5 protein-coding genes, 2 tRNA genes and 6 rRNA genes (1 of these 13 running past the window's edge) are annotated in these 12,411 nt (G+C 54.4%); 9 read left to right on the forward strand and 4 right to left on the reverse strand.

All coding sequences use genetic code 11. The features are described 5' to 3' along the window. The 8 genes from MOP87_RS21650 to rrf (MOP87_RS21685) all read left to right on the forward strand — a co-directional run. Positions 1 to 375, forward strand: a 23S ribosomal RNA gene (locus MOP87_RS21650); it begins 2,518 nt to the left of the window's first position. A 134-nt stretch (positions 376 to 509) separates the two neighbouring features. Beyond that, positions 510 to 625, forward strand: a 5S ribosomal RNA gene (rrf, locus tag MOP87_RS21655). A gap of 447 nt (positions 626 to 1,072) precedes the next feature. Next, positions 1,073 to 2,609 (forward strand): 16S ribosomal RNA (locus MOP87_RS21660). Positions 2,610 to 2,694: 85 nt separating this feature from the next. Then, positions 2,695 to 2,771 (forward strand) — tRNA-Ile (locus MOP87_RS21665). A gap of 24 nt (positions 2,772 to 2,795) precedes the next feature. Next, a tRNA-Ala gene (locus tag MOP87_RS21670) sits at positions 2,796 to 2,871 on the forward strand. 243 nt (positions 2,872 to 3,114) lie between these two features. After that, a 23S ribosomal RNA gene (locus MOP87_RS21675) occupies positions 3,115 to 6,007 on the forward strand. A gap of 134 nt (positions 6,008 to 6,141) precedes the next feature. Continuing rightward, positions 6,142 to 6,257, forward strand: a 5S ribosomal RNA gene (gene rrf, locus MOP87_RS21680). A gap of 107 nt (positions 6,258 to 6,364) precedes the next feature. Then, positions 6,365 to 6,480 (forward strand): 5S ribosomal RNA (gene rrf, locus MOP87_RS21685). The 16S, 23S and 5S rRNA genes sit together here with 2 tRNA genes alongside, the layout of an rRNA operon. A 109-nt stretch (positions 6,481 to 6,589) precedes the next feature. Here rrf (MOP87_RS21685) and MOP87_RS21690 read toward each other — a convergent pair. The 4 genes from MOP87_RS21690 to MOP87_RS21705 all read right to left on the reverse strand — a co-directional run bounded on the left by MOP87_RS21690 (position 6,590) and on the right by MOP87_RS21705 (position 11,440). Beyond that, the gene (locus MOP87_RS21690) at positions 6,590 to 9,076 is read right to left on the reverse strand and encodes a TonB-dependent siderophore receptor (protein WP_278187404.1); all 2,487 of its coding nucleotides are present in this window, start codon (positions 9,074 to 9,076) and stop codon (positions 6,590 to 6,592) included. A 99-nt stretch (positions 9,077 to 9,175) separates the two neighbouring features. Next, positions 9,176 to 10,150 carry a FecR domain-containing protein gene (locus MOP87_RS21695; protein ID WP_145281188.1) on the reverse strand — a complete coding sequence of 325 codons (975 nt, stop codon included), beginning with the start codon at positions 10,148 to 10,150 and terminating at the stop codon, positions 9,176 to 9,178. Between the two features lie 11 nt (positions 10,151 to 10,161). Then, entirely contained in the window at positions 10,162 to 10,659 is a 498-nt protein-coding gene (locus MOP87_RS21700; protein ID WP_242809975.1) for a sigma-70 family RNA polymerase sigma factor, read from the reverse strand. Positions 10,660 to 10,750: 91 nt separating this feature from the next. Further along, entirely contained in the window at positions 10,751 to 11,440 is a 690-nt protein-coding gene (locus tag MOP87_RS21705; protein ID WP_027915753.1) for a GntR family transcriptional regulator, read from the reverse strand. 202 nt (positions 11,441 to 11,642) lie between these two features. Here MOP87_RS21705 and lapG point away from each other — a divergent pair, with 202 nt between their 5' ends. After that, positions 11,643 to 12,404 carry a cysteine protease LapG gene (gene lapG / locus MOP87_RS21710; protein ID WP_173645901.1) on the forward strand — a complete coding sequence of 254 codons (762 nt, stop codon included), beginning with the start codon at positions 11,643 to 11,645 and terminating at the stop codon, positions 12,402 to 12,404. Positions 12,405 to 12,411 lie beyond the last annotated feature (7 nt).

Genomic DNA, 12,411 nt, shown 5'->3' on the forward strand with positions numbered 1-12,411 from the left:
AAGCCGGTCCCAAGGGTATGGCTGTTCGCCATTTAAAGTGGTACGCGAGCTGGGTTTAGAACGTCGTGAGACAGTTCGGTCCCTATCTGCCGTGGACGTTTGAGATTTGAGAGGGGCTGCTCCTAGTACGAGAGGACCGGAGTGGACGAACCTCTGGTGTTCCGGTTGTCACGCCAGTGGCATTGCCGGGTAGCTATGTTCGGAAGAGATAACCGCTGAAAGCATCTAAGCGGGAAACTTGCCTCAAGATGAGATCTCACTGGGATCTTGAATCCCCTAAAGGGCCGTCGAAGACTACGACGTTGATAGGTTGGGTGTGTAAGCGCTGTGAGGCGTTGAGCTAACCAATACTAATTGCCCGTGAGGCTTGACCATATAACACCCAAGCAATTTGCTCCTGCAGATTGCGGTGGTGAAGATGACATGAACCGAAAGTTCGCAACGCATCACAAACATCACATATCCGAATTCGCTGGGCTGTCCAACAGGACATTCTGGCTACAGAATTTCTTGACGACCATAGAGCATTGGAACCACCTGATCCCATCCCGAACTCAGTAGTGAAACGATGCATCGCCGATGGTAGTGTGGGGTTTCCCCATGTGAGAGTAGGTCATCGTCAAGATTCATTTCGCAAAACCCCTATCTGCGTATGCAGGTAGGGGTTTTGTCTTTAAGTAGAAGCTCATGCTTTTCCTGGTAGGCCAAGCGGCCAGCCAGCGGTGGTAAAAAGGTGGTTGACAGCGTTTTTGAATGCTGTATTATTCACCTCCCGCTACGAGAGATCGAAGCGAGTTAAGTGGTTGAAGTTGAACGAGTTTTTCGAAAATACTTCAAAATAAACGCTTGACAGGCAATGAGGAAAGCGTAGAATGCGCGCCTCGGTTGAGACGAAACACTCTCAGCCAAACGCTCTTTAACAAATCGAATCAAGCAATTCGTGTGGGTGCTTGTGAGTACGGACTGATAGTCAGAAAGATTATCAGCATCACAAGTGACCATGCGAGAAATCACATAGTCATTTGAGATTGCTGAGCCAAGTTTAGGGTTTCTTAAAAACCCAAGCAGTATTGAACTGAAGAGTTTGATCATGGCTCAGATTGAACGCTGGCGGCAGGCCTAACACATGCAAGTCGAGCGGATGACGGGAGCTTGCTCCTTGATTCAGCGGCGGACGGGTGAGTAATGCCTAGGAATCTGCCTGGTAGTGGGGGACAACGTTTCGAAAGGAACGCTAATACCGCATACGTCCTACGGGAGAAAGCAGGGGACCTTCGGGCCTTGCGCTATCAGATGAGCCTAGGTCGGATTAGCTTGTTGGTGAGGTAATGGCTCACCAAGGCGACGATCCGTAACTGGTCTGAGAGGATGATCAGTCACACTGGAACTGAGACACGGTCCAGACTCCTACGGGAGGCAGCAGTGGGGAATATTGGACAATGGGCGAAAGCCTGATCCAGCCATGCCGCGTGTGTGAAGAAGGTCTTCGGATTGTAAAGCACTTTAAGTTGGGAGGAAGGGTTGTAGATTAATACTCTGCAATTTTGACGTTACCGACAGAATAAGCACCGGCTAACTCTGTGCCAGCAGCCGCGGTAATACAGAGGGTGCAAGCGTTAATCGGAATTACTGGGCGTAAAGCGCGCGTAGGTGGTTTGTTAAGTTGGATGTGAAAGCCCCGGGCTCAACCTGGGAACTGCATCCAAAACTGGCAAGCTAGAGTACAGTAGAGGGTGGTGGAATTTCCTGTGTAGCGGTGAAATGCGTAGATATAGGAAGGAACACCAGTGGCGAAGGCGACCACCTGGACTGATACTGACACTGAGGTGCGAAAGCGTGGGGAGCAAACAGGATTAGATACCCTGGTAGTCCACGCCGTAAACGATGTCAACTAGCCGTTGGAATCCTTGAGATTTTAGTGGCGCAGCTAACGCATTAAGTTGACCGCCTGGGGAGTACGGCCGCAAGGTTAAAACTCAAATGAATTGACGGGGGCCCGCACAAGCGGTGGAGCATGTGGTTTAATTCGAAGCAACGCGAAGAACCTTACCAGGCCTTGACATGCAGAGAACTTTCCAGAGATGGATGGGTGCCTTCGGGAACTCTGACACAGGTGCTGCATGGCTGTCGTCAGCTCGTGTCGTGAGATGTTGGGTTAAGTCCCGTAACGAGCGCAACCCTTGTCCTTAGTTACCAGCACGTTATGGTGGGCACTCTAAGGAGACTGCCGGTGACAAACCGGAGGAAGGTGGGGATGACGTCAAGTCATCATGGCCCTTACGGCCTGGGCTACACACGTGCTACAATGGTCGGTACAGAGGGTTGCCAAGCCGCGAGGTGGAGCTAATCTCACAAAACCGATCGTAGTCCGGATCGCAGTCTGCAACTCGACTGCGTGAAGTCGGAATCGCTAGTAATCGCGAATCAGAATGTCGCGGTGAATACGTTCCCGGGCCTTGTACACACCGCCCGTCACACCATGGGAGTGGGTTGCACCAGAAGTAGCTAGTCTAACCTTCGGGGGGACGGTTACCACGGTGTGATTCATGACTGGGGTGAAGTCGTAACAAGGTAGCCGTAGGGGAACCTGCGGCTGGATCACCTCCTTAATCGACGACATCAGCCTGCTGATGAGCTCCCACACGAATTGCTTGATTCATTGTAAAAGACGATGCTGTAACGCGACCCTGTTATAGGTCTGTAGCTCAGTTGGTTAGAGCGCACCCCTGATAAGGGTGAGGTCGGCAGTTCAAATCTGCCCAGACCTACCATTACTTGGTTCAGCCGTAGAATACGGGGCCATAGCTCAGCTGGGAGAGCGCCTGCCTTGCACGCAGGAGGTCAGCGGTTCGATCCCGCTTGGCTCCACCAATCCTTCAGGTTTGCAGCACTGTTCAGAATACAGAAATGAACATTCCGGTGTGAATGTTGATTTCTGACTTTTGTCAGATCGTTCTTTAAAAATTCGGATATGTGATAGAAATAGACTGAAGACCAGTTTCACTGCTGGAATTCAGGCTAAGGTAAAATTTGTGAGTTCTGCTCGAAAGAGCAACGTGCGAATTTTCGGCGAATGTCGTCTTCACAGTATAACCAGATTGCTTGGGGTTATATGGTCAAGTGAAGAAGCGCATACGGTGGATGCCTTGGCAGTCAGAGGCGATGAAAGACGTGGTAGCCTGCGAAAAGCTTTGGGGAGTCGGCAAACAGACTGTGATCCAGAGATCTCTGAATGGGGGAACCCAGCCAGCACAAGCTGGTTATCTTGTACTGAATACATAGGTGCAAGAGGCGAACCAGGGGAACTGAAACATCTAAGTACCCTGAGGAAAAGAAATCAACCGAGATTCCCTTAGTAGTGGCGAGCGAACGGGGACCAGCCCTTAAGTTGATTTGAGATTAGTGGAACGCTCTGGAAAGTGCGGCCATAGTGGGTGATAGCCCCGTACACGAAAATCTCTTATCAATGAAATCGAGTAGGACGGAGCACGAGAAACTTTGTCTGAATATGGGGGGACCATCCTCCAAGGCTAAATACTACTGACTGACCGATAGTGAACCAGTACCGTGAGGGAAAGGCGAAAAGAACCCCGGAGAGGGGAGTGAAATAGAACCTGAAACCGTATGCGTACAAGCAGTGGGAGCCTACTTTGTTAGGTGACTGCGTACCTTTTGTATAATGGGTCAGCGACTTATATTCAGTGGCGAGCTTAACCGAATAGGGGAGGCGTAGCGAAAGCGAGTCTTAATAGGGCGTTTAGTCGCTGGGTATAGACCCGAAACCGGGCGATCTATCCATGGGCAGGTTGAAGGTTAGGTAACACTGACTGGAGGACCGAACCGACTACCGTTGAAAAGTTAGCGGATGACCTGTGGATCGGAGTGAAAGGCTAATCAAGCTCGGAGATAGCTGGTTCTCCTCGAAAGCTATTTAGGTAGCGCCTCATGTATCACTGTAGGGGGTAGAGCACTGTTTCGGCTAGGGGGTCATCCCGACTTACCAAACCGATGCAAACTCCGAATACCTACAAGTGCCGAGCATGGGAGACACACGGCGGGTGCTAACGTCCGTCGTGAAAAGGGAAACAACCCAGACCGTCAGCTAAGGTCCCAAAGTCATGGTTAAGTGGGAAACGATGTGGGAAGGCTTAGACAGCTAGGAGGTTGGCTTAGAAGCAGCCACCCTTTAAAGAAAGCGTAATAGCTCACTAGTCGAGTCGGCCTGCGCGGAAGATGTAACGGGGCTCAAACCATGCACCGAAGCTACGGGTATCACCTTTTGGTGATGCGGTAGAGGAGCGTTCTGTAAGCCTGTGAAGGTGAGTTGAGAAGCTTGCTGGAGGTATCAGAAGTGCGAATGCTGACATGAGTAACGACAATGCGAGTGAAAAACTCGCACGCCGAAAGACCAAGGTTTCCTGCGCAACGTTAATCGACGCAGGGTTAGTCGGTCCCTAAGGCGAGGCTGAAAAGCGTAGTCGATGGAAAACAGGTTAATATTCCTGTACTTCCAGTTATTGCGATGGAGGGACGGAGAAGGTTAGGCCAGCCTGGCGTTGGTTGTCCAGGTTTAAGGTGGTAGGCTGAAATCTTAGGCAAATCCGGGATTTCAAGGCCGAGAGCTGATGACGAGTTGCCTTTAGGCGATGAAGTGGTTGATACCATGCTTCCAAGAAAAGCTCCTAAGCTTCAGATAACTGGGAACCGTACCCCAAACCGACACAGGTGGTTAGGTAGAGAATACCAAGGCGCTTGAGAGAACTCGGGTGAAGGAACTAGGCAAAATGGCACCGTAACTTCGGGAGAAGGTGCGCCGGCGAAGGTGAAGGGCTTGCCCCGTAAGCTTTTGCTGGTCGAAGATACCAGGCCGCTGCGACTGTTTATTAAAAACACAGCACTCTGCAAACACGAAAGTGGACGTATAGGGTGTGACGCCTGCCCGGTGCCGGAAGGTTAATTGATGGGGTTAGCGCAAGCGAAGCTCTTGATCGAAGCCCCGGTAAACGGCGGCCGTAACTATAACGGTCCTAAGGTAGCGAAATTCCTTGTCGGGTAAGTTCCGACCTGCACGAATGGCGTAACGATGGCGGCGCTGTCTCCACCCGAGACTCAGTGAAATTGAAATCGCTGTGAAGATGCAGTGTATCCGCGGCTAGACGGAAAGACCCCGTGAACCTTTACTATAGCTTTGCACTGGACTTTGAATTTGCTTGTGTAGGATAGGTGGGAGGCTTTGAAGTGGGGACGCCAGTTCTCATGGAGCCATCCTTGAAATACCACCCTGGCAACTTTGAGGTTCTAACTCAGGTCCGTTATCCGGATCGAGGACAGTGTATGGTGGGTAGTTTGACTGGGGCGGTCTCCTCCCAAAGAGTAACGGAGGAGTACGAAGGTGCGCTCAGACCGGTCGGAAATCGGTCGTAGAGTATAAAGGCAAAAGCGCGCTTGACTGCGAGACACACACGTCGAGCAGGTACGAAAGTAGGTCTTAGTGATCCGGTGGTTCTGTATGGAAGGGCCATCGCTCAACGGATAAAAGGTACTCCGGGGATAACAGGCTGATACCGCCCAAGAGTTCATATCGACGGCGGTGTTTGGCACCTCGATGTCGGCTCATCACATCCTGGGGCTGAAGCCGGTCCCAAGGGTATGGCTGTTCGCCATTTAAAGTGGTACGCGAGCTGGGTTTAGAACGTCGTGAGACAGTTCGGTCCCTATCTGCCGTGGACGTTTGAGATTTGAGAGGGGCTGCTCCTAGTACGAGAGGACCGGAGTGGACGAACCTCTGGTGTTCCGGTTGTCACGCCAGTGGCATTGCCGGGTAGCTATGTTCGGAAGAGATAACCGCTGAAAGCATCTAAGCGGGAAACTTGCCTCAAGATGAGATCTCACTGGGATCTTGAATCCCCTAAAGGGCCGTCGAAGACTACGACGTTGATAGGTTGGGTGTGTAAGCGCTGTGAGGCGTTGAGCTAACCAATACTAATTGCCCGTGAGGCTTGACCATATAACACCCAAGCAATTTGCTTCTGCAGATTGCGGTGGTGAAGATGACATGAACCGAAAGTTCGCAACGCATCACAAACATCACATATCCGAATTCGCTGGGCTGTCCAACAGGACATTCTGGCTACAGAATTTCTTGACGACCATAGAGCATTGGAACCACCTGATCCCATCCCGAACTCAGCAGTGAAACGATGCATCGCCGATGGTAGTGTGGGGTTTCCCCATGTGAGAGTAGGTCATCGTCAAGATTCATTTCGCAAAACCCCTATCTGCGTATGCAGGTAGGGGTTTTGTCTTTAAGTAGGAACTACAGAGATTCGCAGGCACGTCGATGACGGGCCAGCACACAGAATTTCTTGACGACCATAGAGCATTGGAACCACCTGATCCCATCCCGAACTCAGCAGTGAAACGATGCATCGCCGATGGTAGTGTGGGGTTTCCCCATGTGAGAGTAGGTCATCGTCAAGATTCAAACAAAAAAGCCCCTGTCTGCGCTGCAGACAGGGGCTTTTTCTTTTGGTGGGTTTAAACACCCCCAATGACTACCTTCTGATAAGCGGTTGTCCCGCTGTGCGCTTTAGAACTGGTAGCTCACTGTGGCGCTCACATTACGCTCTTCGCCCATGTAGCAGTAATTCAAACTGGCGCACGAGGTGATGTATCGCTGATTGGTCAGGTTGTTGGCATTCAGACGAACATCCAAGCCCTTCAGACCCAGCTTACCCATGTCGTAGCCCAACGAGGCATCAACCAACGTGTAGGAAGGCACCTTGCGGCTGTTCTCTGCATCTGCCCAGCTATGCCCCACATACCTCACGCCGCCGCCCAACCTAATCCCGTCGAGCGCGCCTTGCCGGAAGTTGTAGTCGGCCCACAGCGAGACCATTTGCTCCGGGGCTTGGGTAGGCGAATTGCCTTTGTTGTCCAGACCGCTGGATACAAGGCTAGGCATCGATTTCGAGTACTCGATGTCGGTGTAGGTATAGCCACCCAGCAGTTTCAAGTTATCAGTGACCTGCACATGCGCTTCCAACTCCAACCCTTGCGAGCGCACTTGACCGACAGGCCTGTAGAAGTCTTCATCCGGTTGCTTGGAGGCCAGGTTCTCCTGCTCGATACGGAACACAGAGGCGGTGTACAGGTTGTCGCTACCAGGTGGCTGATACTTGATACCGGCTTCCCACTGAGTGCCCTCGGTAGGAGCAAGCGGTTTTCCGTCTTGATCGGATACGGTATTCGGGTTGAAGGACTCGGAGTAGCTCACATACGGCGCCAGGCCATTCTCGAAGAGATAGAGCACCCCAGCGCGAGTCGTGAAGTTGGAACGCTTGTCACTGACCCTGGTATTGGTATCACGATTTTCCTCGGATACCTTGACCCAATCCTGGCGCAGGCCCAGTGAGAAGCGCCATTGATCCAGCTCCACCAGATCCTGCAGATAGACACCCGTCTGTTGCAACCGGCGTTGGTATCGGTTTTCACCGAGCACCTGCAGGTTGCCATTACCATACTGCGGGTTAGCCGCATCCAGCGGATCTACAGTGCCATAACGCCACGAGACATCGGCTTTGCGACGCTGGTAATCCGTGCCCAGCAGCAGGGTGTGCTTGGCAATGCCGGTGAAGAATTCAGCCTGGACCATGTTGTCAATGATGTAGGAGTGCAGCCGCTCATCACCCCCGGTGTAAGCTCGGTTAAGGACGGTACTGTCGGCATCTGCCCAACCTGCCGAATACACCTGGTCCATCGATACGTCCGAGTCCTGGTAGCGGAAGTTCTGCCGCGCGGTAAATACATCGTTGAAGCGATGCTCGAACTGGTAACTGAACGACTGCTGAGTGCGCTCGTAATTGTCGATGCCCGGCTCCCCTTCGAAAAAGTGATCCGACAGGCGTGCCCCATTACGCTTGCTTAGCATCCCGTCTGCAGGATTGCCGCCGTGATACCCCCCGTTTGGATCATGCTGCAAGTAGGCCTGCAGGGTCAGCGATGTGTCTTCGCTGAAATCGATGCTAAGCGACGGAGCGATGGCGTAGCGTTCTTCCTTGTTGTGATCGAACTGAGTATCCGAAGCGTCTGCCAAACCGGTCAGGCGATAGGCAATACGCTTGTCTGCATCCAACGGGCCGCTGGTGTCGAAGCCCAGCCCGCGCTGACCTTGGGTACCAACCGACGCTTGAATTTGATGGAAAGCGGTGAACACGGGCTTTTTGGTGGTCAGTGCGACCAATCCACCCGGTGAGCTACGGCCATAAAGGACCGAAGAAGGCCCTTTCAAGACATCGATCCGTTCCAGGAAATAGGGGTCGACCTGCATCGTGCTGTAGGTGCCGTTGTCCCCCATGGACTTGAGGCCGTCTACGTAGATGTTATCCACCGACCCGTCATTGAAACCTCGCATGGCCACGTAGTCATACCGGTGCGTCGCGCCATAGGGGCTGGTCATCACCCCTGGGGTATAGCGCATGGCCTGGGCGACGGTTTGAGAACCTTGGTCGTCGATCTGTTGCCGGGTTACCACCGAAACCGATTGGGATGTCTCTACCAGTGCCAAGCTGCTTTTAGTAGCGACCTGGCTGTGGGTGGCGTTATAACCCTCCATGCTCCCCAAGGCATTGCCCAGGGTGAAACCTCGAATGTCCGTATCGGGTAACGCCAGCGCAGCTTCCGCTGGCTGAGCCTGTACGATGAAGGTCCGGTTTCCTTGATCCAACGCCGTCAAGCCGCTTCCTGCCAACAGCACCCCTAACGCCTGCTCAGCCGAGTACTGTCCGTGAAGGCCTCTGGACTGCAAGCCTTGCGTGAGTGCCGGCGTACTGGAAAGCGTGATGCCCGCCTGACGAGCAAATTGATTGAGCACTTCATCCAGGGGCCCAGGTGCAATTGCATAAGTCGAGCTGACCAGTGAGGCATCAGCGGCGAGTGTGATGCCAGGCACCATGGCCAATCCAAGTGCCGTACCCAGCAAGGCAGCGCGGATGGCATTGCTTAGCAAATCTGAGTGCAAGACAGGTCGAAAATCATTCGCGCCAAAGGCGTACAGTTTTACCGGGTTGGTTGACATGAAAGGGTCCGTAAAATGTGCAGGAGATTCTTCTCACTGATCTAGCCGGATACGCGGCCAAAACCCGACACATTAGGAGCAGGCTTTGTTCACCAAAGTCTAGGCACGACCCAGCGCTTCCACGCGCACCCACCATCGCGTTAAATGACGGACTTGAACGGGAAGCGTGGTGGGCAGCAATTGCAGGAGATGTTCTGGATTCTGGAGGCGGAATACCCCGGACAAACGGAGCTCAGCAATGTCATCGCTGCAGGTGAGATAACCGCGGCGGTATCGGCTGATCTGCGTCAGGAAATCCCTGAGCAACATGTTCTTGCCCACGATGAGGCCTTCGGTCCAGGCCATCGCGTCCATCCCTGAAGGCGTCACCTGCTCGGCACCGCTGGCGGTGACGCGCCATTCTCCACCTGGCTCGAGCCATTGGATCAGGCCGGTGCTCTGGCTGCGAGTGAATACTCGCCCCTCACTGACGACCACCCGTAGGCAATCGTCCTCGATACGCCCCACGAAGCGCCCCCCGACGGTTTGCAATGCTGCGGTATTCGTGCGCAGAGTGACTGGAGGTTGTCCAGGAGCTGCCTGTCGACAGTCCAGCATGACCTCACCCCGCTTGAGGTCGATCGACAATTGCTGCCTGTTGAAGGCCACGTTCACGGCACTTCGGGTATTGAGTTGTAGCCGAGAGCCGTCGGGTAAGGTTACGTCTCTGCGCTCACCCGTGGCTGTCGCGTAGTCGGATGACCAGGCCTGTACCACACTCAAGTCCTTGCTCAGCCATGCTGCCGATCCGAACACGGCAACGGTGCCCAGCAGCTTCAACGCCTGTCGCCGCTCAAGGCGCCGATGACTGGCCTCCAGTGTCTGCAGCGCAACCCCCGCAGCGGGCACGTGGCGCAGGTCCAGGTCCTGTTCCAAATGCAGCACGCGTTGCCAGGCCAGCTCGTGGGTCGCAGCCTCTGAGCGCCACTGCGCGAGACGCTCGTTCAAAGCCGGATCCTCACCACTGTGGCGAAGTTTCAGCATCCACTGGATGGCTTGTCTGACCGTCTTGGCGTCGGGATGCGGGCTAGGCATAACCGGTGTCATTACGCTTCGTAGCGCAGCAGGTAGCAGTGATAAAGCGCGTCAGCAATGTAGCGCTCCACCGTTCTCACCGATACGCCCATCTGCTGTGCAATTTCCTGATGCCGCAGGCCCTCGCATTGGGCTAGCAGGAAAGCAGTGCGAACCTTTGGCTTGAGGCCATCGAGCATCTTGGCAATGCGTTCAAGCAACTCCAGCAGCAGCTCGCGGGTCTCCACATCGGGCGTGTTAGCCTCCGGCGCCAGCGCCAGCGCTTCCAGATAGGCTTTGTGCAGTTCCTCTCGACGCCAGTGGTCGATGATCAACCCGCGCGCCACCGTGCGCAGAAACGCCCTGGGCTGTTGTATCTGCAGATGCTCGCGGCGTTGCAACAGCCGCATAAAGGTATCCTGGGCCACGTCAGCAGCGTCGGCCGCATTGCCAAGCCTGTGGCGCAGCCAGGTATGCAGCCAGCCATGATGAGCACTGTAGAGGTTTTGCACGAGATCGTTGCTAGGCATGAGACACAGCTATCAGGGCTTAAATGATAATTAGTCTCATTGTTTCGCCCGGCGCGAGATTTTGCAACCTACCTGTCGGTCCCCAAGCCATTCAGTGCGAGCGCTGGCTGTCCAAGTACCTTCGAATGGTCACGGCTGCGCTGTTGAGGTGCTGCTCCAATACCGCAATTGCATCGCTGACACGTTTGGCACTGGCGGCATCGACCAAGGCCGTGTGATCGTCTTGGGTGAGCTTGCCCAGGCCCATCGACGAAAGATGAAAGCGTAGAAACCGCTCCTCTTGCATCAATTCGTTATCGATCAGGCGCAGCAGTTTATGGTTCGCTGCCTTGCTATAAAGCACCATGTGAAGCTCACGATTAAGACGAGCGATCTCGGCATGTCGTGTTTCGTTTTCCAGTTGCTGGATGCAACTGCGGGCCTTGGCGATGTCTTGCGCCGTCAGAAGCGGAATGGATTGACGCAACGCCTCGCTTTCGAGCAGAACACGCAAGTCGTAGGCATCTGCCGCATCCTCGCCTATCAGCGGCGCAACGACTGCGCCCTTGTGAAGCTCCACGTTCAACAGTGACTGCGCTTCCAGTTGACGCAGCGCCTCACGCACGGGCATACGGCTGACGCCATAAAGTGTCGCCAACTCCTGTTGCCTGATTGCCGTTCCGGGTGGCAAACGACCCTCGAGAATGGCACTGCGCACGCGTTCTTCAATAACGCCGCGGGCCAGATGTGGCAGCAACTGTTCACTGTTCAACACGCTGCTCAGTTTGATTTTGTTGCCCACGCAACGCCTGCCTTAAACGATTACCAAAGTTGGATCCAATGACACGGTTATAGCGGTATGACGTGTCAAATGCTGGCCTCTACTGGGGGCATGCCCCAGGGCGCGGCTATGGTGGATGAAGTTGCTCTGCAAAGGAAGTGACATGACCCGCGCGGCAAGCGTTGATCCGGCGTACTCCGACACAGAGGCCGATGATCGCGATGTGCCATTGTCTTTTGCGGTGTCAGGCCGCACCATCGCTTCTTTCGACTGGCCTGGACAGTGCTTGGCAGTGGCGATCACCCCGATGCTGAAAACCGTGCTGCACCGAGTTGCCCTGGCTGCGCTGCTGGGTGGCCTGCTGCTGGGCGGTTTGCATGCCGACTGGGATTTCGCCCAGATCAGTCGCCAGTCTCAAGCGCTGTACGGGCCATTGGGGGAGGGCAAAGCGCGAATCGATGCGTGGCAGAACCTCATGGCCACCCAGAAGCAGGGGACTGAGCTTGAGCGTCTGCAGGTGGTCAACCGGTTCTTTAACCAACAATTGCGCTACGTCGAGGATATCGATCTGTGGCACGAGGTCGATTACTGGGCAACACCGGTCCAAGCACTGATAAAAGGGGCTGGCGATTGCGAGGATTACGCTATCGCCAAGTACTTCAGCCTCAGGCGCATGGGCATCCCCAGCGAGAAACTGCGGATCACCTACGTCAAGGCCTTGCGACAGAACCGGGCACACATGGTACTGACCTATTATTCAACGCCCCAGGCGCAGCCGTTGGTGCTCGACAGCCTGATGGACGCGATCAAGCCGGCCAGCCAGCGCCCCGACCTGTTGCCCGTCTATGCCTTCAACGGTGAAGGCCTATGGCTGACAGGCGCCGGTGGCAACAAGAAAGTCGGCGACACCAAGCGCTTGTCGCGCTGGCAGGACCTATTGAAAAAAATGCAGGCCGAAGGCTTCCCGGCCGAGCCGGTTTACTGAAGGAGCA

Source organism: Pseudomonas sp. I3-I5 (genome assembly GCF_022699445.1).
GTDB lineage: Bacteria > Pseudomonadota > Gammaproteobacteria > Pseudomonadales > Pseudomonadaceae > Aquipseudomonas > Aquipseudomonas fulva.

Bases quoted from the DNA above. Each gene is read 5' to 3' on its own strand.
- MOP87_RS21700 (WP_242809975.1), bottom strand. From the start codon at position 10,659: ATGCCTAGCAACGATCTCGTGCAAAACCTCTACAGTGCTCATCATGGC.
- MOP87_RS21690 (WP_278187404.1), bottom strand. From the start codon at position 9,076: ATGTCAACCAACCCGGTAAAACTGTACGCCTTTGGCGCGAATGATTTT.
- MOP87_RS21695 (WP_145281188.1), bottom strand. From the start codon at position 10,150: ATGCCTAGCCCGCATCCCGACGCCAAGACGGTCAGACAAGCCATCCAG.